The organism is Legionella israelensis (assembly GCF_004571175.1).
In the GTDB taxonomy this organism is placed as follows: Bacteria; Pseudomonadota; Gammaproteobacteria; order Legionellales; family Legionellaceae; genus Legionella_D; species Legionella_D israelensis.
This window is the reverse complement of sequence record NZ_CP038273.1, coordinates 145878-170759: the sequence shown is the minus strand read 5'-3', so window position 1 is coordinate 170759 and position 24882 is coordinate 145878. Positions and strand designations below refer to the sequence as shown.

Here is a 24882-nt window from a genome sequence, read left to right as displayed (position 1 = left end):
TTTTTCAGGATCAATAATAAATATATAGTGTGAATCGATTTTCCGAAAAAAATTTCAAAAAATTTATATATCATTAAATAATATACTACGCTTTATTAAGGGAAGTTAATATCTGAATAAAATTATAAAAGGGAGTGACAATATGAACAGGAAAGCGACGACACAAAACCCTTCTACAGCAGAGGCCAGAGCTGATGTTAAACAAGCAGCCAGTGATTTAATGAATGAGAGCAAAAAATTTGCTCACGAACTTTATGAAGATGGTATAGACAAAGTTCATGAGGCCCAGGATGCAGCCAAAGAATATTCCGATGTTTTATTAAATAAAGTCAGGAAAAACCCATTGGCCTCTGTCCTCATTGCTGCAGGAGTGGGATTTTTAGTATCAGCAATTCTCAGGAAAGAATGAAAGCCATTGATGAATTAACAGGTCTTGTTTCCAGTAAACTGGAAGTATTTAAAGCAATTTTTTCCTTGATAAAACTAGAAATAAGACTTGCTGGATTAAGCGTATTTCCGTTGTTGCTGAATCTGTGTTTATTAATAGTGATCCTCTTAAGCACCTGGATTTCCATTATGGTGCTTGGGGGATATGTGCTGGAAAAGCTGTTCGATAGTATTTTTTTAGCGCTAGTCTCTGTTTGTGGATTAAATATCCTGTTTTTTATTATTTTGCTTCGTTACTTGAAATTTAATCTGAAAAAAATGAGTTTTGAAAAAACAAGACAAATTTTAGCTGACACTAAAGGAAGCAATACTCATGACCTCCAGGAAAGAGATAATACAGGCCATAGCCGAAACTGAAAATAGAATTCGTTATCATCAAAAACAGTTTATATTACATAGACAATATTGGTTGGATATTATAAAAAATAATCAGTTACTATTGATAACCGTGGTATTGCCGGTTGTTTTTCTCTTATGGCGAATGGGAGGGATGAATCGGGTTTTACAATGGAGCCGTCAATTGGGAGGATATTTGATGCTACCTGCCTTGGCTGTTTTCAGAAAAAAAATATTAAATGCCATATTTTCATTATGAAATCGGTATTTCGCACTTCCTTTGCTAAAAACTGAGTAATTTTGAATGTAAATGCTCATTTACTTGCACTAAAAATGCGATGACGGCATGCAGGATGAAAAGAAGATTATTGATAATTCCATACATGGGTAATTCATTTTATGTATGCAAATTAGACTCAATTTTTTTCATGTTTTTTGCAAATTCCTGCAAATGCGTTTTGTCTGTTTCCTGGTTTAAGTAATGGATTAAGCTATTTATTGATATTTCATATTCGGCAGGACTTAAATTTCCTCTCATGAGTTCAAAGCGCAGATAAATGCAGTAGGTGTTTAAAACATCGGTTTCACAGTAATCACGAACACCTTTCAAGTTGCCTGCAAGGTACTGCTCCCATACTTTATGACCACTCATTCCCATTTTGCCTGGGAAACCCAACATAGTGGCTACTTCATCCAGCGGAGCGAAAGCTTTGAGCTGATAAGCTGCCAACACATCCATAAGATCTAAGTGTCGATAGTGGAATCTACTTAAGTAATTGTTCCAGCGAAAATTTTGTTGATTATCTCCTGTTTCCCAGTAGGTTGTGGCTGTGACTCCATGCAATAAAGCACGATAATGAAGCACAGGTAAATCAAAACCACTGCCATTCCAACTGACTAAAATCGGGGTATGCTTATCAATTCCTGAAAAAAAACGAGAAATCAATTCTTTTTCTTCAGAGTTCTCAGTTCCTAATGACCATACCTTAACGTTTGAGCCGTGGCTTAAGACAAGAGAAATCGCCACTATTTTCTGTAGATAGTGAGGTAGAAAATCAGTGCCTGTTTTTTCTCTCCGTAAAGCAAACATAGCCTCGGAACAGTCTATAGCATCTAAGCCATCAAGGCCGTATATTCTTTTACCCGTAACAATATCTGGAACGGTTTCAATATCAAATACCAGAACGGACATACAATATTCCTGAAAAATGAATGATACTGCTTCTGAGTCAATCTTTAGAGAAAGCATAGTTTACATGTCAAAAGTACTCAGTTTTTAGCAAAAAAGGCCAGTGTGGAATGCCGGATACAGTATCATAAAAAGATTAAAATTTAAAATGAACTCATCCCGCTTCACAGGTCAAGCTCATACCATTTGATTAACTCATGTATTGATTAAATCATGTAACGCAGCTTCTTTTTTTGCTCTTTGAATGCTTTTTGGAATTTCAAATGCTCGTTTACTCCATGTTTCCTGGCAGGCAAAAATCTATTTCTTTATGAATTCGTCAATTCATTTGCAAGATGGATGTACGTTTGTTTGCGCAGGGATGGCGTAAATAAGACAAAATATAATTCGTCCTGGGAAATATAGGGTAATTAGTTTTATTTTATTTATTTTTCTGGTACTAATAATGAAACTGAATTTGCTGATTATAATAAATGCAAAAAATTACTCTGCTGGTTCTGGTATGTATGCAACTGGCTGCCTGCGTAAAAACGCCACCTAATGATGTTAATAATATATGTAAAATATTTGCTCAATACCCTAAATGGCATGCGGAAACGAGGGCTGTTGAAAGAAGATGGAAAGTTCCAGTATCTGTACAGATGGCTATTATTCATCAGGAGTCAAAATTTAATGGCAGGGCAAAACCGCCGCGTACTAAACTTTTGTGGATCATCCCCTGGAAAAGGCCATCAACTGCTTATGGTTATTCTCAGGCCTTGCACTCTACGTGGAAACTGTATAAGAAATCAGAGGGTGGCTATTGGGTCTCACGGGACGATTTTGGCGACGCTGCCGATTTTATCGGATGGTATGCCCATCAAGCTCATATGAGAACAGGTATCCCTAAAAATGATGCTTATAAGCTTTATTTGGCATATCATGAAGGTATAGGGGGCTATCAACGTAAAACCTATTTAAAAAAACCATGGTTGATTGCTGTGGCAAGAAAAGTGAAAGCAAAAAGTCAGTTTTATGAAAGACAACTGACAAGTTGTAAGGTATCCAGAAGATTCTGGTTTAAGTAAATGTATGATTATTGTCCTGACGTTTTGGCTCAAGATAGTAGGATTGTCAACGGTCATATGACTTAAGTTTGTACAATTTTTGCCTCAAAATTCCTGCTTCAGGATCAATTCTTGGGAACAGCAATTTCCATGGTGATTTTAATGAGTTTATTTGGTTATCTTTAAATCAAATTTAGACTATTCATTTTTAAATCATTCAAATGCTCTAGGGCATGTTTTAAGTTTAAGGAGTGATGAATGCGATTAATGTTATTAGGTGGTCCAGGTGCTGGAAAAGGTACTCAGGCCAAGCGCTTGAGTCAATATTTTAATATTCCCCAGATATCCACTGGAGACATGTTACGCGCAGCCATTGCTGAAGGAACGGAACTTGGAAAAAGTGCAAAAAAAGTTATGGATGAGGGAAAATTGGTTTCCGATGATATTATTATTGATTTAGTCAAAGAGAGACTGAAACAGACCGATTGCCAGCTTGGTTTTTTATTTGATGGTTTTCCACGGACAATCACTCAGGCCGAAGCATTAAGAGATAAAAAAATATATCTCGACCATGTTATTGAAATAGATGTAGATGATGAGGAAATCATTCGACGTTTGAGTGGCCGCAGAATTCATCAGCCATCCGGGCGTGTATATCATATAGAAAATCAAAAACCCGTACATGAAGGACGGGATGACGTGACTAATGAACCTTTAATTCAACGTGATGATGATAAGGAATCCACCGTTCGCAAACGCCTGAAAGTTTATCATGAGCAAACAGAACCCCTAATACAATATTATCAATCATGGGCTAATCAACAATCGGAAGGTGCGCCTCAATTCCATAAAGTTGATGGTAGAGGGGATGTCGATGAGATTTTTGATAGGATATTAAATCATATATATGATAAGGAGAAATAATGCCCGTTTATCATTTAGGAAAAGACAGTATTGACTTATTACTTGGAGAGGGAATTGCTGTTATTGATTTTTGGGCTGAATGGTGTGGTCCATGCAAAAATTTTTCTCCAATATTTGTAAGAGTTTCAGACAGGTTTCCCTATGTAAAATTTGCCAAGATCAATATTGAAGAAGAACCAGAGATTGCAGAGGAGTTTCATGTGCGCTCTATACCTCATGTAGTGATAGTGAAAGACGGTGTTCTCATTTACTCTGAATCAGGAGCGATGCCTGAAGCTGCTTTAAGAGATCTGGTTCAACAGGCTATTGATACTGACGTGAGCAAGCTTAAAAAAGGAATGGAGGGTGAGTCTGGAGAGGAATTGTAATAAACGGCATGTTCATGTGATGTTCGCACTTCAGAAAAGCGCGAACCTTATAAATTAAAATAGGGCTACTGTGATATAGAGGGTTCATCAGAATAAAATTTGCATTTTGCTGTTTAGATTTGAATGGTATAAGTTTATATATTTTTCAAGTTTCAAACTATTATCACTATCAAAATCTAAACCCAACTTAGTGCGCCGCCAGAGAATATCATCGCAGCTCGTTGCCCACTCCTGTTGAAGGAGATAATCAAGTTCGACTTGATAGAGACCGTGGCCAAAATAGATGCCAAGATCATCCATGGACTGGCAATGTTTTAAAATATATTCTGCTCTCGTCCCGTAATTGTCTAAATAGCGTTTTAACAACTTTTGTTCTAACCATGAATAGTGCTCAGTCGCATAATATTCATAATCTTCAAAACTCATTCCATTCAATTCTGCCCCTGGTAGAGGATGGTTTGCCGTTTGAGATATTGGCAAGTCAGGAAACACTGAATCCAGCTTATCAATGACTTCAGCTGCAAGTTTGCGATAGGTTGTGATCTTTCCTCCATAAATCGTGATGGCTGGTGCGGGTTGCTCGTGAACATTAAAATGATAGTCTCGGCTGATGGTATGAAGTTGCTTTTCTTTGTCTTTTATCAGGGGCCGGACACCGCTCCAGCTGTTAATGATCATGTTTTTATTGATACTTTTATTGAAATATTGATTGCTTAGGTCACATAAATAGGCTACTTCAGAAGGAGATATTTCAACATCATCCAAAGAACCGGAAAACTGTATGTCTGTTGTGCCAATCATAGTGTAGCCATAATAAGGTATGGTAAAAATAATGCGTTTGTCCTTACTTTGTAAAAAATAGGCATGATTTCCTTCATACAATTGAGGAACCACGATGTGACTACCTTTGACCCATACCACTTGCTTGTTTTCTGAAATATTTAATCGCTTGCTGACCGAATCTATCCAGGGACCTGTAGCATTAATGACTGTTTTGGCCTGAATATTAATCAAACTATCGCTGCGATGATCTTTTAACGTTAAATACCATTGATTATTCTCTGTTTTAGCCTGAATCAATTCTGTATGAGTACAAATCCTCGCTCCATGCTCTTTAGCTTGAATAGCATTAACTAAAGTCAGTCTTGAATCGTTAGTACTTCCATCATAAAAGAGAAATCCCTTATAAAATCTATTTTTTAATGGTTGGAAGTATCCTGACTGGTTTTTTCGGTGAATTGAACGACTTTTAGGTAAATTGTTTTTTTGACTTAAATGATCATAAATAAAAAGTCCTGTGCGGATGAGCCAGGAAGGGCGTAAAAATTTTTCATAAGGCAACATCAGTTGTATAGGGTGAACAAGATAGGGAGCCAGCTCAAATAGTTTTTGGCGTTCTATTAAGGCTTTTTTTACCAATTTAAAATTATACTGTTCCAGATATCTTAAACCTCCATGTATTAGTTTAGTACTTTTGGATGAGGTTTGTGAGGCAATATCTCCCTTTTCACAGAGAAACACAGAAAGTCCACGCAAAGCTGCATCAGCAGCACAACCGCAGCCATTAATACCGCCCCCAATTACTGCAACATCATAGAGGGGTTCCATATTTGCCTCCCTGAGCAATTGATTAACCTAAAATCTCATAAGCTTGAAGAAATACCATATCGAATATGGTGATCCCATTATAAAAGGCTTAGAATGAATCTATTTATTACTTTATCAGGAATATTGTTAACTATGAATTATATTCTTGCCATTGATCAAGGGACAAGCAGTACACGGGTAATTATCTTTAATTCGGAAGGAGAGCAAGTTGATATTAGACAGTATCCCGTAACCCAGTTTTATCCAAAAACAGGGTGGGTCGAACACGATCCGGAAGAAATATGGCAACAAACACAAAAAGCCATTAAGGAAGTAACAGAAAATTTACCCGCTAAAAGTGTTCTCTGTTGTGGAATCACCAATCAGCGAGAAACCACCGTAGTTTGGGATAAGCGCAGTGGACAATGTCTTACACCAGCCATTGTATGGCAGGACAGGAGAACAGAGGATTTTTGTTCTTCTATAGCTAATGAAAAACATAGTATTCGACAAAAAACAGGATTATTGCTGGATCCATATTTTTCCGCCACTAAGTTAAGGTGGATTCTACAACATTGTCCTGAAGCTTCAAATCTTGCGAAAAAAGGATTGCTTGCATTCGGTACCATTGACAGTTTTTTAATCTGGCGTCTTACGGGTGGAAAATCACATCTGACGGATGTCACGAACGCATCAAGAACCATGCTGTATAATATTCGTGATGAGGCATGGGATGAAGAGCTATTGCAACTCTTTCAGGTTCCACCTGCTGTCTTGCCTGAAGTATGCTCAAGTGATGCTCATTTTGGTTTTATCCAGAAAGAAATACTCGGCTATGAAGTTCCTATTACCGGGGTTGCCGGCGATCAGCAATCGGCATTAATTGGCCAGTGTTGTTTTGCAGAAGGTATGATCAAAGCCACCTTTGGTACCGGGGGATTTTTGTTAATGAATACCGGCTCAAGGATTGTAGATTCAGAACATTTATTATCTACAATTGCCTACAATTTAAAAAATCAGACTGTATATGGATTGGAAGGAAGTATTTATCATGCTGGTACAACCATAAAATGGCTACGTGATGAATTAAAATTAATTGCTACAGCCGATGAATCTGAAGAATTGGCAAAAAGTTTGTCTTCCAATGATGGAGTGTATTTTATTTCTTCTTTTACCGGTTTAGGGGCTCCATATTGGACTTCAAAGCAGAGTGCCAATATTGTGGGCCTTTCAAGGCTCTCTGCTCGTGCACACTTTGCACGGGCAGCACTTGAAGGTGTGTGTTACCAGGTCAGAGATGTTTTACAATGTATGCAACATGCCAGTAACATTGATATGAGCTTATTACGGGTTGACGGGGGAATGTCCGCTAATAACTGGTTTTTGCAGTTTTTGGCTAATCAGTGCGATTTGTTGGTGCAAAGGCCAGTTAATATAGAAACTACCGCTTATGGTACAGCGATTCTTGCTACGCTTGGTTTAGGTGTTTTTGCGGATTTAGAGCAATTAAAAACTATGTGGCAGCTTGGAACAGAATTTCGTAGAAATGAAGAGCGACAAATCAGTGAAAGGAATTATGAAGGATGGCAAAGGGCATTAAAAACGGTTTTAGAGGATATTCACTCACTCTAATAATTTCAACAAGAAGTTTACTTGACTCAAAATGAGCTCAAACTCAGCCGTTTACTAATATCACCATTGAGCTATTACTCAAAAAAAAACATTAGGCCTGTGGCTAAAAGCCACAGGAGTCGACATGGAATGATTTAAACGCTTAATCTACATTCCTTTTCTTTTTGCCTGTATATAATTGACGAGGCCTGCCGATTTTTGATTTGCTGGCGACCATTTCCATCCAGTGAGACATCCAGCCCACTGTACGAGCTAAGGCAAATACCACGGTAAACATATTGGTTGGAATACCGATGGCGCTCAATGTGAGACCGGAATAAAAATCGACGTTCGGATAAAGTTTTTTCTCAATAAAAAAGTCATCTTCTAAAGCAATACGTTCGAGTTCCATGGCTAACTTAAATAAAGGTTCTTCATGTGCGCCTACAGCCTCTAGAACATCATGACAGGTTTTACGCATAACTTTTGCTCGAGGATCATAGCTTTTATAAACCCTATGTCCAAAACCCATTAAACGAAATGGATCATCCTTATCCTTTGCCTTTTTGATGTATTTATTGATGTTACTGCTGTCGCCTATCTCATAAAGCATATTTAAGCAGGCTTCGTTTGCTCCACCATGAGCAGGTCCCCATAAAGCTCCAATCCCGGCCGAAATGCAAGCAAAAGGATTAGCTCCCGTTGAACCAGCAAGCCTGACCGTTGAAGTAGAAGCATTTTGCTCATGATCAGCATGAAGGATAAAAATGGTATCCATGGCCTTTGTTAATACCGGGTCAGGAGTCGTGTCGTTTGAGGGCACGCCAAACATCATATGCAGAAAATTTTCAGCGTAAGACATTTTGTTTTGAGGATACATGTAAGGCAAGCCTATGGAGTATTTATGACTCATTGCGGCTAATGTTGGCATTTTTGCAATCAGTCGTATAGCTGATGTGTATCTGTCATTTTCATTAGTCAGATCCATAGATTCATGATAAAAGGCGGATAAAGCACCAACAATTCCCACCATAATGGCCATAGGATGGGCGTCTCGTCTGAAACCATTTAAGAATTGATACATTTGCTGATGAACCATAGTGTGGTTATTGATCAGATTGACAAATTTATTTTTTTCCTCATTGGTAGGCAGTTCGCTGTTTAAGAGTAAATAGCAGACATCGAGGAAGTCTTTTTTCTCGGCCAACTGCTCGATAGGGTATCCACGATAAAGCAACACACCCTCTTCGCCATCAATATAAGTAATTTTTGATTCACAAGAGGCCGTAGACATGAATCCTTCGTCATAGGTAAAAACACCATGAGTGCCTAATTTACTAACATCGATGACATCTTTTCCCAAAGTGGGGCTATAGACGGGTAATTCTATAGGGGTTTGTCCCTCGATGTTAAGTGTCGCTTTCTTTTTCGTCATGCGTTCTCCAGATTGTAATTAATTTAAGCAATATAATTTGCTTGATGGCATGGACAGCACTATATAAAAATGGTGGTCAACAGTCAATTTATCGCATATTCAGCCAGCGGCTCCCGCCTAAGAAATTTTTAAAAAGCGGTATTAGCTCAGTTTTTATAGGGCAAGCGCAAGCGCTGAAATTAGATTCAGTCTAAAAAACAATCAATTTACAAGGTAGTTCAAATCCAATCCGGTATATAATAACAAAAAGATGCTTGCAGCATTATGATGAATTAGGCGCTAATGATGCCTTATGTCCAAACGCTAAAGCAGACCATAAGTCCTCAATACTATTGATAAAAAAATCAAAAAATAATGCTCGTTTTCTTTCCCATAACGAGCGCTTAGTATGCAATCTTGCAAGTGCTTTTTTAAATAGTTTACAGCCAAGCTGCTGCAGCTGATCAACAAAAAAAGCAAGCATCATCAAATGAGCAAATACGGTGCTCAAATGTTTATTACCATGACCAAAATTGTGCTCAAACTGATATCCTTGATTTTTTAATGTATTAAACGTTTCATTTTCTATCTTATGTCGTGCCCGTCCTCCTCTCATAATTTTGTAAGCATTCTTTTCAGTTAAGGGAATATTGGTTACCCAAACCCAACGCTGTTTTTTACCATTATCATGCACCTCCCAATACTCTAAAACGTTCACTATACAATCAAGGTGAGTATCATTAATTGCAATTTGATTTGACCAACTAAAACGATGAGTTATTTTGCCTTCTCTCACTTCATGAGTAGCTCGAGGCAATGCATTAAACTCTTCAAACAAATGTTTATGATCCCCTTCTTTGGCAACCAGGATGAACCAATGATCATCATCACATAAGCGTTTGATGAATGGAGCATTTGAAAACAGACCATCCCCTGTAAAAATTAGCTTTAAATGAGGGTGCTCGCGTTTCAGATCATTAAGAAAACGCAGGGCCGCATTACGTTCACAGTCGTTTTTATTGGCACCATCTGTTTTCATAATCGGCTCTGGGGCAAAAGGAATCACCACTTTATGGTCTGGATGAACTATGGCTGCTGATAGCATTTGATGGTAGTAACTAATTCGTCCATTTTTATGATGCCGCTGACAACAGTTATCACAGTGCACATCATCTGAATTGAAATAACCTGTTCCATCCAATGGCATCAAATAGCGGTTCTCATAGTATTTGAATAGCTCTAAATGCTTACTTCTCTGGCATTGCGCAAAGAGACGTCGATAAGTGGGTCGGAGTAAGGTTGGCTCAATTTCATCTAAACGCTTTCTCATCTGAGTATCTGAAGGCACTGCTTTAATACCAAAAATATGCTCGAGATTATGGCTAATCATATCCTCTCGATGGTGACGATCAAACTGTAACAGAGAGGGATATTTCAAACTGAATAAAGCATAGCCCGACATTAACGTATCAACTAAACTGATGGGTCTTTGGCGTTTTTTTACTTCTTTAATCGATGCGAAACTTGTTTTAACTGTTTCAACCAAATCTTTGCAACTCAACATCAGATGTCAACTTTAAAATTAAAAATGACATTTTAAATCATAGACTTCGCGAAAAATATCTTTTTAGACAATTAAAACAACTTATTTACAGCGGGTTCCGGCTTCGCCGGGAACCGCTGATATTCAGCTTAATTGATACGAACACTGTACAATATCGATTTTAAGTTATTATGGTACAATTTTCCTGTTGTGTAGATAATGTTTTTAAAAATTATTCTATGTTTTTGATCAGATTCATTTAGATGTCTGGTTATGGTATTCTTCAAAACTTAATTCTTTCTTATTCTTAAGGATGCACCCAAACTATGGTTTATTTAGCCAAAGAAGTTTTACCTGTCAACATTGAAGATGAATTAAAGCAGTCCTATCTTGATTATGCAATGAGTGTCATTGTCGGCAGAGCTTTGCCCGATGTGCGTGATGGATTGAAGCCCGTTCACCGAAGGGTGCTTTACGCCATGAGTGAGCTTGGAAATGACTGGAATAAACCGTATAAAAAATCTGCCCGGGTGGTAGGTGACGTTATCGGTAAATATCATCCGCATGGAGATACGGCGGTTTATGACACCATTGTACGCATGGCTCAACCCTTTTCAATGCGCTACATGCTGGTGGATGGCCAAGGTAATTTTGGTTCTATTGACGGAGATGCTCCTGCCGCCATGCGATATACGGAAGTCCGAATGTCTAAAATTGCCCATGCTTTGTTGGCAGATTTGGAAAAGGAAACCGTTGATTTTGCGCCCAATTATGATGAAACAGAATTTGCTCCGGTGGTTCTTCCATCAAGAATCCCTAATTTACTGGTGAATGGATCCTCCGGTATCGCCGTTGGTATGGCTACCAATATCCCACCACACAATCTTGGTGAAGTGATTGACGCTTGTATTGCACTGGTTTCTGATCCAGATATCAGTCTGGAACATTTAATGGAAATCATACCTGGTCCTGATTTTCCTACCGCCGCCATTATCAATGGGCGAGCTGGAATTTTGGAAGCCTATAGAACCGGTCGAGGTCGAATATCCATTCGCGCAAAAACGGATATTGAAACAGATAAGCACTCCGGACGACAAGCCATCATTATCAGTGAGATCCCTTATCAGGTAAATAAAGCCCGCTTGGTTGAGCGTATCGCTGATTTGGTGCGCGAGAAGAAACTTGAGGGAATTTCAGGCTTGCGGGATGAGTCGGACAAACAGGGAATGAGAGTTGTCATTGAATTAAAACGGGGAGAAGTTGCTGAAGTTGTCTTGAATAACTTATATGCTCATACACAAATGCAAAATGTTTTTGGTATTAATATGGTAGCCTTGGTAGATGGGCAACCAAGAACATTAAATCTTAAGCAAATTCTTGAGTACTTTATCAAGCATCGAAGGGAAGTTGTCACTCGCAGAACGCTTTTCGAACTGAAAAAAGCAAGAAACAGAGCTCATATCCTTGAGGGGTTGGGTGTTGCTTTGGCAAATATCGATGAAATGATTGAATTAATTAAAAAATCACCCACCCCACAGGACGCTAAAGAAGCACTTTTGGGACGCACATGGCAGGCTGGTCTTGTAAAAGCAATGTTAGAAAAGACGGGAAGCCATGCTTGTCGACCAGATGACCTTCCGGCTATATATGGTCTGAAAGAGGATGGTTATCATTTATCTGAGGCACAAGCACAGGCTATTCTGGATTTAAAGCTGCACCGCTTAACTGCACTTGAACAAGATAAAATTTTAAATGAATTTGAGCAGCTGCTTGAGTCCATTAGAGAATTATTGGATATTCTGGCCTCTCCGGAACGTTTAATGGAAGTCATTCGTGATGAATTGCTTGATGTTAAAAATCAATTTTCTGATAAAAGAAGAACAGAAATCACCGCATCTCAGGAAGATTTAACCATTGAGGATTTGATCACTGAAGAAGATGTGGTCGTTACCTTGTCTCATCAGGGATATGTTAAATATCAACCACTGGATGCCTACAAGGCTCAAAAAAGAGGTGGAAAAGGGAAATCAGCAACACATGTTAAGGAAGAAGATTTTGTAGAACGTTTGGTTATTGCAAGCACCCATGATACCTTGCTCTGCTTTTCAAACCATGGCAAGCTCTACTGGCTAAAGGCTTATGAGTTACCACTGGCCAGTCGCATATCTCGTGGTAAGCCCATCGTAAATATCCTCCCCTTGGCAGAAAATGAATACATTAATGCCATGATGCCTGTTCGAGAATATCAGGAAGGATATTTTGTGTTTATGGCTACAAAAAAAGGAACAGTAAAGAAAGTTCCATTACAGGCCTTTAGTCGACCCCGTTCCAGCGGAATTATTGCGGTCGATTTAGGAGAAGATGATTTGCTGGTCGGTGTGGATATGACGGATGGTCAAAAAGATATTATGTTGTTTACCGATGCCGGGAAGGTGATTCGCTTTGAAGAAGGCTTGGTTCGTCCCATGGGTCGAACAGCTCGAGGTGTACGTGGCATTCGTTTGGCAGAAGGCCAATCTGTTATTTCTCTTGTGGTGGTCCAGCCAGATGGCGGTACGATTCTCACCGCCACAGAACATGGTTATGGTAAACGGACGGACATTTCTGAATATCGGGTTTCAGGTCGGGGCGGCCAGGGTGTTATCTCTATTCAAGTGACTGAACGAAACGGTAAAGTTGTGCGCGCTATTCAAGTTTCTGATAGCGATGAGGTCATGTTGATTACTGATAAGGGTACTTTGGTGCGCTTCAAGGTGGATGAGCTATCAATAATTGGACGTAACACGCAAGGAGTACGCTTGATTAATGTAGCTTCTGGAGAACATGTGGTTGGTATGCAACGTATAGAGGAAGTGGCTGAAGAAAGTGATGAGGAAGAAATTCAAGAATGATAAGAGGATATAATTTCAGCGCCGGTCCTGCCATGTTGCCTGAAGTTATTTTAAAAGATATACAGGCAGAATTACTTGATTGGCAGGGGCATGACATGTCAGTCATGGAAATTGGCCATCGCACAGAAGCTTTCAGAGAATTATTGGCATCGGCTACGGCAAGCCTTCGTGAGTTACTTCATGTTCCTGAAAATTATCATATTTTATTTCTTGGAGGAGCGGCTAGAACACAATTCGCCATGATCCCAATGAATTTTTTATCTGCAAATGATTCCGCCGGCTATTTAATCTCTGGTGTATGGTCATCCATGGCATTTAAGGAAGCATCTTATTTAAAAAATGCTTATGTAGTGGCCTCGGGAGAAAATAATAATTATTTAAAGACTCCCCCGGAACAGGATTATATACTCAATGAGGATTCTGTTTATATTTATTATACGCCTAACGAAACAATCGACGGGGTGCGGTTTTCAAAAATACCGGATGTAGGCGAACGTATCCTCATAGCTGATATGACTTCCTGCTTATTAACTGAGCTAGTAGATGTGAGCAGATTTGGCTTGATTTTTGCCGGCGCCCAGAAGAACATTGCTAATGCTGGCTTGACTGTGGTCATTGTGCGTGATGAACTTCTTTCATTAAATCCACAGCAAAGAATTCCTGCCATGCTTGATTATCGTGTTCATGTTGACAATCAGTCTATGTATGCTACACCTCCTGTATTTAATTGTTATGTGGCAGCTAAAATGTTTGAATGGATAAAGGAACAAGGTGGAGTAGATGTTTTATATCAAAGGAATTGTCTAAAAGCTGAACGGCTTTATTCCTATATAGATTCCTCAGATTTCTATTATTGTGATATTGAGAAAGAAAGTCGGTCTAAAGTGAATATATGTTTTAAACTGTTTCGTCAGGAATTGACAGAATCATTTATAGCTTTTTCATCCAAACAGAAGTTGTATGCTTTACAGGGACATCGATTAAAAGGTGGTGTACGGGCCAGCATATACAATGCAATGCCGATGTCTGGTGTCGAGCAGTTAATAGATTGTATGCGTGAATTTGCAGAGGAATATAACCATTGAGCCAGCATCATTTTATCAGTTATCCCGCGAAATCCTTGAGAGATGAAATAAAGGTACCTGGGGATAAATCCATTTCCCATCGTGCCGTTATTCTGGGAGCCATTGCCAGAGGAACGACCACCATCAACGGTTTCTTGGAAGGTGAAGACTGTATGGCTACTCTGATGGCTTTTCGCCAGATGGGAGTTTCTATTGAGGGGCCGATATCGCAACGAGTCGTCATTCAGGGTGTTGGCAAGTATGGATTGAAAAAGCCGAGTCAAGTTATAGATTGCGGTAACTCCGGTACGAGTATGCGCCTGTTGACTGGCCTGCTTGCACCTCAGGAATTCGATAGTCAATTGACAGGTGACGCCAGTTTATTGAAACGCCCGATGGAAAGAGTCAGCAGGCCTTTAAGCAAAATGGGTGCGGAAATTCTTACCAATGAAGGGAAGCCGCCACTTCATATTCACGGCGGAAAAAAATTAACAGGCTTACATTATGATATTCCAGAGCCAAGTGCCCAAGTTAAATCCTGTTTATTATTAGCAGGAATGTATGCCGAAGGCGAAACAACCATTACCGAAACGGGAGTCACAAGGGATCACACTGAACGAATGCTGACGACATTTTCTTATCCCCTGCATAAATCAGAAAATGAAATTGGCATTAATTCAGACAGTGAGTGTATTGCAGCCGATATTATTGTGCCTGGCGATATCTCGTCCGCTGCTTTTTTTATTGTAGCTGCAACTCTTATTCCCGGTTCCGAGCTTTTTATACGAAATGTAGGAATAAATCCTACGCGTACCGGTATTTTACAGATTCTCAAATTAATGGGAGCCAACATTTCAATTCTCAACAAAAGATTATGTGGTGAGGAGCCGGTAGCTGATCTATTGGTAAAACATTCTTCTTTGGAGGGGTTGGATATACCTGTTTCGCTCGTGCCGTTAGCTATTGATGAATTTCCTATTATTTTTATTGCTGCGGCTGTGGCGAAAGGACAGACATTTATTCATGGTGCAAGAGAGTTACGGGTGAAAGAAAGTGATCGTATTGGCGTTATGGCAGAAGGATTACAGATTTTAGGTATTGATGCACAGCCGTTTGAAGATGGTTTGTTTATCAAAGGAGGGCAGTTAGAAGGTGGTGTGGTTGACAGTCATCATGATCATCGAGTGGCCATGGCCTTTGCCGTTGCAGGGGCGGTGGCCAAGCAACCAGTGACTGTGAAAAATTGTGTAAATGTCACTACGTCTTTTCCAGGATTTGTAACTACTGCAAATAAGGTCGGAATGAATATACAGGAAGTTGTTGATGAAAAATGATAAAAAAGCATCTGTCATCACTATTGATGGGCCAAGCGGGACAGGAAAAGGTACGGTTTGCTATCTTTTAGCTAAACATTTGAATTGGAATATCCTGGACAGCGGTGTTATCTATCGTGTGTTGGCCTATGCGGCAGCTAAAAACAATATATCATCAAATGATGTAGGAAAACTCGTTGAGTTAGCCGAAAAAATGGATTTACAGTTTCAATTAAAAAAAGACTCACAAATCGTGCTGCTTGATGGTGAAGATGTCAGTAAACAAATAAGGACAGAAGCATGCGGCCAGCAAGCTTCTGCTATAGCGGCCTTACCTGAGGTAAGAAAAGTACTGCTGCAACGACAAAGATCTTTTGCCAAGTCCCCTGGATTGGTTACGGATGGCCGTGATATGGGGACAGTCGTCTTTCCTGATGCAATTTTAAAGTTTTTTTTATATGCTACAGAACAGGAGCGTGCACGAAGACGATATTTACAGTTGAAAGATAGAGGAAATAATGTTAGCCTCGCCGAAGTTGTAGATGAATTGGTTAAGCGTGACGAAAGGGATACTTCAAGAATCCACTCTCCACTGAAACCTGCAAGCGATGCAATAATTATTGACACAACTGAACTAAATATTACACAAGTGTTCAATAATGTATTAAAATTAGTTGAAGAGCGTTTGAATTATTCAAAGCTTTAAATTAATAGGGGGAAGATAAGTATAACTTATATTCCGGTGTTTCACTAACGAGTTAATTAACATGTCTGAAAGTTTTAAAGAATTATTTGAGGAAAGCATAGCTGGAACCCAATTTTATCCAGGCGCCATCATTAATGCGAAAATTATTGATATAGATACTGACTATGTCACATTGAATGCAGGTTTGAAGTCTGAAGGTATTATTCCTATAGAGGAATTTTATGACAAAAATGGCGAGTTGGAAGTAAGTGTCGGTGATACGGTAGAGGTCGCTTTAGATTCTGTTGAGGACGGCTATGGTGAAACATTGCTTTCCAGAGAAAAAGCCAAGCGACAGGAAGCCTGGCGAAAACTTTCAAAATCATATGAAAACAACGAAACGGTGACTGGTCTTATCTCAGGAAAGGTCAAAGGTGGATTCACCGTTGAAATTGGTTCTATTCGCGCGTTTTTACCTGGCTCCCTCGTTGATGTCAGGCCAGTTCGTGATCCTTCATATCTGGAAGGTAAAGAACTTGAGTTTAAAGTCATTAAAATGGACATTAAACGTAATAACATTGTGGTTTCCAGACGTGCAGTTGTGGAAGAAGAAAGTAGTGCAGATCGACAAGCATTGCTTGAATCTCTCCATGAAGGTCAGGTCTTGCATGGTATTGTAAAAAATCTTACGGATTATGGGGCATTTATTGATTTAGGCGGCATTGATGGGTTACTGCACATTACCGATATTTCATGGAAGCGTGTAAAACACCCAAGTGAAGTTCTTTCTGTAGGTCAAGATGTTAAAGTAAAAGTTTTAAGTTTTGACAGCGAAAGAAATCGTGTATCGTTAGGCATGAAGCAGTTGGGTAATGATCCTTGGGTTGACCTGGTGGAGCGTTATCCTATAGGTCATCGATTACAAGGGAAAGTAACCAATATTACTGATTATGGTTGCTTCGTTGAGATTGAGGAAGGTGTAGAAGGTCTGGTTCATATGTCAGAAATGGATTGGACGAATAAAAACATCCATCCAAGCAAAGTGGTTTCTGTAGGTGATGTTGTTGACGTTGTTGTATTGGAAATTGATGAAAACAGACGTCGCATATCCTTAGGAATGAAGCAATGTGTTGGAAATCCTTGGGAACAATTTGCACAAAGCCACAGTAAAGGTGAAAAAGTTAAAGGTAAAATTCGATCCATCACGGATTTTGGTATTTTCATTGGACTCGAAGGTGATATTGACGGGCTGGTTCATTTGTCTGATATTTCCTGGAATGTTCCTGGTGAGGAAGCGGTTAAACAGTATAAAAAGGGACAGGAAATTGAAGCTGTTATCTTGGCAATTGACGCTGAGCGTGAGCGTATTTCCTTAGGAATAAAACAACTTGAAGGTGATAATTTCTCGAGCTTTGTTGAAGAGCATTCCAAAGGGTCTATTGTTAAAGGAAGAGTAGCTGAAGTGGATGCAAAATCTGTTACGGTAGCTCTGGATGATGATGTGATCGGTACAATTAAAGCCAATGAATTATCTGATGAAAAAGTCGATGACGCTTCAACCCTTGTTAAAGAAGGTGATGAAATCGAAGCCAAAATTATAAATATTGATCGTAAAAACCGCGTTATTTCTCTTTCTGTAAAAGCCAAAGATGCTCATGAACAGGCAGAGGCCATTAAAAAATACTCGCGAAATGGCGATGCTGCCTCTACTACACTGGGCGATTTGTTGAAAGAAAAAATGGCCAGTAGTAAGGAAAATGAATAATATTTATCATTTGATAAAAAGCGTAGTTTTTACTACGCTTTTTTTTTGCTTAAGTGTAGATAATTAAAGCTCAGAAATCTCAAACCGTTCTATAGCAGGACGGTGTGGATGCAGGTGATTTTTTAAAAAAATCCTGACTTCCAGACTGAAATGAGATAAAGTTTTTATAAAAAATACCTGCTGAATTCTTGTTAAGTTTTTTCTTTTTGGAATATAAAAAGTCATGGACTTTCTGTAAAATGATACATATAAGATGTTATAAATTTTTCTTTATTTTTTCTAAAAATATAGTATTTAACAGGTAAATATTCGGCATAATCGGAACAGAAAATTAAAAAGGAATCAGTAATGCGTTTATTGATGTTATTGTTTTATCTTGTGCTCATTATCTTTGGCGTCACCTTCGCCGCACTTAATGCATCTGACGTTCAAATCAATTTTTACGTCACAACTTTTAAGTTGCCGATGTCTGTTTTGATGGTCATTGTCCTGGGGATAGGTATTTTGATTGGATTTATCATTTTTTTATTTCGCTACTGGAGATTGAAACGTGAATATTGGAAATTAAAAAACCAACTAAATCTGACTGAAAAAGAAATAAAAAATTTACGTGCAATACCTTTGAAAGATCAACATTGATAAAAAACGGATTGAATTCAACAGTGGAGTTTATTAATGATTAATCTGTGGCCGATGTTATTGCCAGCCGCTGCCTGGTCAGGATGGTGGGTGGCAACAAGGAATTATTCAGATAAAAAAAGAAACTCTGAAAATCGCCTGTCCCGCGAATATGTAGTAGGCCTGAATTATTTGCTTAATGAACAACCTGATAAAGCTGTTGATGTATTTATTAAATTATTAGAAGTAGATAGTGAGACTGTGGAAACCCACTTGGCTTTAGGGAGTTTGTTTCGCCGACGTGGTGAAGTGGATAGAGCAATACGTATTCATCAAAATTTAATCGCAAGGCCTCAACTAAGCCTACTTCAACGTAAGGAAGCCTTGATGGCGTTAGGTCAGGATTACATGAGTGCAGGTGTTTTTGACAGAGCCGAGAGAATATTTCTGGAAGTAGTGGAAATCGGCGGAAGTAAAGAGACAGGAAGCTTGTATGAATTATTAGCTATATATCAGCAGGAAAAGGCATGGGAAAAAGCCCTGGATATTATTAAGAAACTGGAAATATCAACCGGTAATAGTCTACATCATCAAGCCGCTCATTATTACTGTGAAATGGCAAATGAAGCGCTAAAGGATAAAGCTTATGATCGTGCCTATTATTGTGTGAAACATGCATTAACTGTTGACAGAGAATCAGTAAGAGGCAGTTTGATGCTTGCCAATATGGAGATTCAGGCAGGAAGATTTAAACAAGCTATTAAGATATTAAAAAAAGTACCGCAGCAAGATCCAGACTTTATAACAGAAATTATCCAGCCATTGGTATTATGTTATAAAGAAATCAATTGTATGAGTGAGTGTGTAAATTATCTGAAACAGATACTAATTGATCATCCTCGAGCCTCAGTAATTTTTGTCATTGCAGATTATTTGCGACTGGAAAAAAATCTGGATACAGCTATTGATTTTGTGGCTGAAAATTTAAGTAAATATCCTTCTATTCGTGGCTTAAACCGTCTAATATATTGGCATCTTGATTCTGCTTATGGCAAAGTGCGTGATAAATTGCAAATGTTATATGATATAACAAGCAAATTCCTTGACAACAAGCCGATATATCGTTGTGGGCACTGTGGATTTGGTGGGAAACATTTACATTGGCATTGTCCAAGTTGTAAGCAATGGGGTAAAATGAAGCCCATTCATGGATTGGAAGGTGGGTAGGAAATATTATTCTAAATTTTAATGAAGAGAAATTATGCAATTTATCGATTTAAAAAAACAGTATCAATTAATTGAAAGAGATGTTCTTCAGAGTATTCAAAGAGTTCTTGAACATGGGCAATATATTCTTGGACCCGAAGTTGATGAGTTGGAAGAAAAATTAGCTGCCTTTGTGGGCGTAAAACATGCCATAGTTACTTCTAGTGGTACAGACTCGCTGTTAATGGCCTTAATGGCTTTGGATATAAAGCCGGGTGACGAAATCATTACAAGTCCTTTCAGTTTTTTCGCTACAGCTGAAGTCGTTGCCTTATGTCAGGCAACCCCTGTTTTTGTGGATATTGATCCAATAACTTATAACATTGACCCCACACGGATAGAGGAAGCTATTACTTCTAAAACAAAGGCCATTATGCCAGTTAATCTGTTTGGACAATGTGCCGATCTGGATGCCATTAACGCCATTGCCAAAAAACACGGATTAGATGTTATTGAAGACGCTGCCCAAAGCTTTGGTGCCACTTATAAAGGCAAGTATTCTTGTGGATTGACAACCATTGGTTGCACCAGCTTTTTTCCTTCCAAACCCTTAGGAGGTTATGGAGATTCCGGTGCTTGTTTTACAGATGATGATGATTTAGCCCAGAAAGTAAGGCAAATTCGTGTGCATGGACAAAATGCACGTTATAACCATATACGCATTGGCATTAATGGTAGAATGGACAGTATCCAGGCTGCAATTTTACTGCAAAAGCTAAAGCTTTTTCCTAATGAAATTGAACAAAGGATGACTGTTGCCCATCGATATGATCAACTATTATCCCCAATATGTAAAACACCTGTGGTAAAAGATGGGTATTCTAGCGTATATGCGCAATACACGATTGAGATTGAGGAAAGAGAGGCGGTGCAAAAATTCATGCAGACACAAGGAGTTCCGACCGCTGTTCATTATCCTGGCTCTATGCACTGTCAGGAAGCATTAAAATACCTTAATTATAAAAATGGTGACTTCCCTCATGCTGAAAGAGCGAGCCAGCGAGTTATCAGTTTACCCATGCATCCTTATTTGACTGAATCTGAGCAATTTTTAATTGTAAAAACATTAAAAAATGCCATTGAGAGCATGCTTGAGGTTGCTTAATGACTGTTAAATTGATTATAGCTCTGGATTTTGCTGATCAACGTAAAGCGCTGGATTTGATTGACCAATTAAATCCAGCGCAATGCGCACTTAAAGTAGGCAGTGAAATGTTCACACTTTTTGGCGCCGACTTTGTCAAACTACTCATCAAGAGACAATTTAAAGTTTTCCTTGATTTAAAATTTCATGATATTCCTAACACCGTTTCAAAAGCCTGTAAGGCAAGTGCTGATATGGGGGTATGGATGCTGAATGTTCATGCTGCCGGTGGTCTGGAAATGATGGCGGCGGCTAGAAATGCTTTGGAACCGTTTGGAGAAGACAAACCTTTATTAATTGCGGTTACTGTATTAACAAGCATGAGTGAGGAGCAGTTACCTTTAATAGGAGTTCCTTCTGCATTAACTTCACAGGTTTTAAGGCTAGCAAAATTGGCCTTTGATACTCAATTGGACGGAGTTGTTTGTTCGGCACAGGAATCTTCTCTTATTAAAGAATCTTTTGGTTCATCGTTTGTGACGGTTACACCCGGAATCCGTTTATCTGAGGAAAACAGCGATGATCAGTCACGAATAATGACGCCAAAAAAGGCCATAGCAGCTGGCAGTGATTATCTGGTGATTGGACGACCAGTAAGCCTTGCCTCTCATCCTGCAGATGTTGTAAAACGCATTTTGCAAAATATTGCATAAGATTGCCCACCACATATTGCATTATGTACAATTACTATTAAACCTATTCATTTTCTTCTCGTTTTATGATAGATATTAAAAAAGGCATCAAAGGATGATGACTGATATGTTTGTAACATAAGTTTTTAACTTATCACTCATTTTACGCAGCACAGTATTTTTTGGAAAATTTGAACGCATTTTGGAATTTTAAAGCGCAGTTACATTAAGTAAATGAGCATTTGAAATGGAAAAATGTGTCCAAAGATACAAAAAAGACGAAGCTGCGTAACATGAGCTATCAGTAGCTAACAATATCTACAAAAGGACGAGAGAAGGATGGCACCACAAGATTTGCTATGTCAATTGCTGGAGTCTGACGGTAAATATGCTGATAACATATACTTGTTGAAAAAAATAATATTGACCGCCTATTTAGGTCGACTACGCATAAACAGCCTTTCCCCGGATAGAAAATATACACTAGCGAATTACCTGCTGGATGACGAAAATATTATTTTTGACTTTACTCGCCTAAGTGAAGAAAAAAAAGAAAAATTTCTTCAATGGTTATTAAAATCACATGAAGAAGAAAAAGAAACGGTTTTCTTAAATCGATACGCCGTTAATGAATATCGAGGTTATTCGGCTGAAGTTTCACTAAACTGGTGGGGAAAGTTTAAAAGCTGGTTGTTTAACAAACGATTTGATCACTGGACATTAGCTGATATTTCTCTTTCATTGCACTATCAATTAACAGGTTTAAACGTTTGTTATGGTAAAAAGGGATTGCTTATTGGACTGAACCAATTTTTATCCCCTCCAATGAAAGGAAAATACAGCGACCCGGAGAAAAATGAACAGGATTCAAATGGTAATGCTAAGCGCGTATACATTACAGACAAGCTTGTCGATCGGCTACTTTCGTCAAATATAGGCGATTTTGATTTTAATAATATTTGTAAAAAGCCTCACCCTCACTCTCTCACTATAGATAAAGAGCAATATCAGTCTCGGTATGAGCAAATGCATGCTTATCGTACCGCAGAAAAATTTCATGCTCTTAAACCCTGGTATATTCGTTTGTTCGGCTGGGTCGCTTCCTGGTTTAAATTTGGTTCTTCTAAAAAAGAAGCACCTTCAAAGACAAAGCGATTTGAAAAGCTATTAAAAGAAGAGCAAATTAGCATTAGCCGTAATAAAGAAACAAACGAGATTCTAGTGCTGGAAAAGCGACCGGACTCGGAGATTATGGTTTTTTGCGGTGGTGGCCCCAAAATCTTTGCTCATGTGGGAGTTTATAAAGCATTTTGTGATGCAGGCCTTCGTCCTAAAAAATATGCCGGTAGCTCAGCCGGTGCCATTATGTCTGTTTTATGTTATTTAGGCTGTACTCCAGAAGAAATTTTTGAATTTTTTAAATCCATTCGTCCGGAAAATCTAATTTATTATGAAAAGTTGAATGTTAACGGAATTTCAAACACTAATGGTCTTAAAGCTGCGCTTGATTATATGATCAATAAAAAAATACTGGAGGTATTGAAAAAACACCATGATAAGCCTGAAGATCATTATCCTAAAGGAAAGATAACCTTTGGGGTTCTTGAACATTTCAGAAAGCAATATCCAGATTGCGGTTTTGGTGAAGAATTAACCGTCACTGCCACCAGAAAACTGGCAGGAGAGACAACCTATTTTTCATTCAAGCATTCACCGGATGAAGAGGTCAGCAAAGCTGTTACCGCCTCTGCCTGTCTACCCATTGTTTTTCAGCCCGTTAAAATCAATGATGAAGAATTTAATGATGGTGGAATCAAGAGTAATTTCCCGACTGAAATATATAAAGATGATTATTCAAGTTTGCTGGAATCTGAACATGGTAATAATCTTAAATTAGTGGGAATTCAGTTTAATAATGGAACGGAACGGCATACGCTTGATAGAATAAAAGACAAAGTCTATCGTGAAAATTTCCTTTTAAATTGGATTTATCGATTGCTTACTGGTGTCAATGATCCAGCCAGCGGTTGGGAGCAGGATCGTATTAAATTACGACAACATGCTTTACAGACGATAGTGCTGGATATTGGTAAAGACGTTAATATCAGCAGTATTTATTTATCTGAAGAAAGCAAAATAAAGCTATTAGAAACTGGATTAAAAGGAGGGAAAGAATACATCGATTTGCGCTACCGTAAAACAAGCTCGGGAAAATATAAAAATCAGGAGCTTATGTATTCAACCTTTGCTAATCTTTTTGATTTGCTGGTTTATTGTTGTTACCGAGAAAATCTCGATTGGTTTGAAAGAGTTTATCAGCTAATTCTTCAATCCAAATCAGCTGATCGTAGCGAATTGATAGAACACGCCGATCAGCTCAGGAAATTATATTTTCCAACAGAGTTTGAAAATAAATCAAAACACCCGTCATTTTATAATCATCCCTACAAAAGACCATCAAAAGAAGAGGTATTTAAAAAAGCAGAGGTGTTTGTATTGGTTTATCCTGTTTTTAAAGATTTAAGCCAGGATTGGCTTATGGATAAGACCGATAAATTCATTTTTGAAAAATCACGTTTCTCTTTATCTTTAAATAGTCCATTTGAATGCCTGGAACATTTAGAAAAAATAAAAGGTAAAGTCCATATTATTTTTCATGCACTGCATCAACTAATCAAGGAAATTAAAATCGAAGCATCAGAGGAAAATCTTCAACTGTTAAAAGATATACATGATTTGATTAAAAGCGGTTCTTTATCAATGGATGATTTCTTTTTTGAGGACAATTGGAATTTATCCAGAAGGCAATGTCGTCATTTAGTTGATTTATTTAAAAATAATCAAATGCAAGAGCTGCAATGTGCATGTGAATATTTCAAAGAGGGCTGTGAACCGATGAAAGTGTTTCGAGAATCGGAACTTTACATGGTCAAAGGACAAAACTCTCGCTTCCTTAAGGATCAATATTTTGAAAAAGCTGAAATGGATGAGGAGGTATATTATGAGAGCTTCTCTCCCTGATCCCATCTGAAATTATAA

21 protein-coding genes are annotated in these 24882 nt (G+C 38.4%); 17 read left to right on the top strand and 4 right to left on the bottom strand.

Going from position 1 to position 24882, the window contains the following annotated elements; genetic code table 11:
• The first annotated feature begins 142 nt into the window (after positions 1–142).
• From E4T55_RS00760 to E4T55_RS00750, 3 genes are read left to right on the top strand one after another with little or no spacing between them, the layout of a single operon-like run.
• Positions 143–409, top strand: a complete 267-nt coding sequence (locus tag E4T55_RS00760) for a DUF883 family protein (protein WP_058501416.1) — start codon at positions 143–145, stop codon at positions 407–409.
• Positions 406–804: a hypothetical protein gene (locus E4T55_RS00755; RefSeq protein ID WP_058501415.1), complete on the top strand. Its 399-nt coding sequence runs from the start codon at positions 406–408 to the stop codon at positions 802–804. The genes E4T55_RS00760 and E4T55_RS00755 overlap by 4 nt, the downstream gene beginning before the upstream one ends.
• Positions 761–1042: a hypothetical protein gene (locus tag E4T55_RS00750; protein WP_058501414.1), complete on the top strand. Its 282-nt coding sequence runs from the start codon at positions 761–763 to the stop codon at positions 1040–1042. The genes E4T55_RS00755 and E4T55_RS00750 overlap by 44 nt, the downstream gene beginning before the upstream one ends.
• A 138-nt stretch (positions 1043–1180) precedes the next feature.
• Here the strand turns inward: E4T55_RS00750 and E4T55_RS00745 are convergent, their stop codons facing one another.
• Positions 1181–1975, bottom strand: coding sequence for a 3'-5' exonuclease (locus E4T55_RS00745; protein ID WP_058501413.1), 795 nt, complete (start codon positions 1973–1975; stop codon positions 1181–1183).
• A gap of 470 nt (positions 1976–2445) precedes the next feature.
• Between E4T55_RS00745 and E4T55_RS00740 the strand changes: the two genes are divergently transcribed.
• The 3 genes from E4T55_RS00740 (at position 2446) to E4T55_RS00730 (ending at position 4310) form a co-directional block, all read left to right on the top strand.
• Positions 2446–3039 (top strand): transglycosylase SLT domain-containing protein, encoded by a 594-nt coding sequence (locus E4T55_RS00740; protein WP_058501412.1) that lies wholly within the window; start codon positions 2446–2448, stop codon positions 3037–3039.
• A 237-nt stretch (positions 3040–3276) separates the two neighbouring features.
• Entirely contained in the window at positions 3277–3942 is a 666-nt protein-coding gene (gene adk / locus E4T55_RS00735) for an adenylate kinase (RefSeq protein WP_058501411.1), read from the top strand.
• Positions 3942–4310, top strand: coding sequence for a thioredoxin family protein (locus E4T55_RS00730; RefSeq protein WP_058501410.1), 369 nt, complete (start codon positions 3942–3944; stop codon positions 4308–4310). Before adk ends, E4T55_RS00730 begins: the two co-directional genes overlap by 1 nt.
• An 87-nt stretch (positions 4311–4397) precedes the next feature.
• On the opposite strand, the gene glpD is transcribed toward E4T55_RS00730, so the two are convergent.
• Positions 4398–5918, bottom strand: a complete 1521-nt coding sequence (glpD, locus tag E4T55_RS00725) for a glycerol-3-phosphate dehydrogenase (RefSeq protein WP_058501409.1) — start codon at positions 5916–5918, stop codon at positions 4398–4400.
• Between the two features lie 132 nt (positions 5919–6050).
• Between glpD and glpK the strand changes: the two genes are divergently transcribed.
• Positions 6051–7529, top strand: coding sequence for a glycerol kinase GlpK (gene glpK / locus E4T55_RS00720; RefSeq protein ID WP_058501408.1), 1479 nt, complete (start codon positions 6051–6053; stop codon positions 7527–7529).
• Positions 7530–7671: 142 nt separating this feature from the next.
• Here the strand turns inward: glpK and gltA are convergent, their stop codons facing one another.
• Both gltA and E4T55_RS00710 read right to left on the bottom strand, forming a co-directional pair.
• Entirely contained in the window at positions 7672–8943 is a 1272-nt protein-coding gene (gene gltA / locus E4T55_RS00715; protein ID WP_058501407.1) for a citrate synthase, read from the bottom strand.
• Between the two features lie 262 nt (positions 8944–9205).
• Positions 9206–10486, bottom strand: coding sequence for a hypothetical protein (locus tag E4T55_RS00710; protein ID WP_058501406.1), 1281 nt, complete (start codon positions 10484–10486; stop codon positions 9206–9208).
• Positions 10487–10791: 305 nt separating this feature from the next.
• On the opposite strand from E4T55_RS00710, the gene gyrA reads away from it, so the two are divergent.
• The 10 genes from gyrA to vpdC all read left to right on the top strand — a co-directional run bounded on the left by gyrA (position 10792) and on the right by vpdC (position 24864).
• Positions 10792–13356 (top strand): DNA gyrase subunit A, encoded by a 2565-nt coding sequence (gyrA, locus tag E4T55_RS00705; protein WP_058501832.1) that lies wholly within the window; start codon positions 10792–10794, stop codon positions 13354–13356.
• On the top strand, positions 13353–14441 hold the full coding sequence (gene serC, locus E4T55_RS00700; protein WP_058501831.1) for a 3-phosphoserine/phosphohydroxythreonine transaminase: 1089 nt from the start codon (positions 13353–13355) through the stop codon (positions 14439–14441). The genes gyrA and serC overlap by 4 nt, the downstream gene beginning before the upstream one ends.
• Positions 14438–15754 (top strand): 3-phosphoshikimate 1-carboxyvinyltransferase, encoded by a 1317-nt coding sequence (aroA, locus tag E4T55_RS00695; protein WP_058501830.1) that lies wholly within the window; start codon positions 14438–14440, stop codon positions 15752–15754. The genes serC and aroA overlap by 4 nt, the downstream gene beginning before the upstream one ends.
• Complete coding sequence (cmk, locus tag E4T55_RS00690) at positions 15744–16439, top strand: (d)CMP kinase (protein WP_058501829.1); 696 nt, start codon at positions 15744–15746, stop codon at positions 16437–16439. The genes aroA and cmk overlap by 11 nt, the downstream gene beginning before the upstream one ends.
• Before the next feature lie 61 nt (positions 16440–16500).
• On the top strand, positions 16501–18183 hold the full coding sequence (rpsA, locus tag E4T55_RS00685; RefSeq protein WP_058501828.1) for a 30S ribosomal protein S1: 1683 nt from the start codon (positions 16501–16503) through the stop codon (positions 18181–18183).
• 348 nt (positions 18184–18531) lie between these two features.
• Entirely contained in the window at positions 18532–18822 is a 291-nt protein-coding gene (locus E4T55_RS00680; protein ID WP_058501827.1) for a lipopolysaccharide assembly protein LapA domain-containing protein, read from the top strand.
• A gap of 36 nt (positions 18823–18858) precedes the next feature.
• On the top strand, positions 18859–20028 hold the full coding sequence (lapB, locus tag E4T55_RS00675) for a lipopolysaccharide assembly protein LapB (protein WP_058501826.1): 1170 nt from the start codon (positions 18859–18861) through the stop codon (positions 20026–20028).
• Between the two features lie 34 nt (positions 20029–20062).
• Positions 20063–21172, top strand: coding sequence for a DegT/DnrJ/EryC1/StrS family aminotransferase (locus tag E4T55_RS00670; protein WP_058501825.1), 1110 nt, complete (start codon positions 20063–20065; stop codon positions 21170–21172).
• Positions 21172–21864: an orotidine-5'-phosphate decarboxylase gene (gene pyrF, locus E4T55_RS00665; protein ID WP_058501824.1), complete on the top strand. Its 693-nt coding sequence runs from the start codon at positions 21172–21174 to the stop codon at positions 21862–21864. Before E4T55_RS00670 ends, pyrF begins: the two co-directional genes overlap by 1 nt.
• A gap of 318 nt (positions 21865–22182) precedes the next feature.
• Positions 22183–24864 carry a Dot/Icm T4SS effector VpdC gene (vpdC, locus tag E4T55_RS00660; RefSeq protein ID WP_058501823.1) on the top strand — a complete coding sequence of 894 codons (2682 nt, stop codon included), beginning with the start codon at positions 22183–22185 and terminating at the stop codon, positions 24862–24864.
• Positions 24865–24882: the final 18 nt, after the last annotated feature.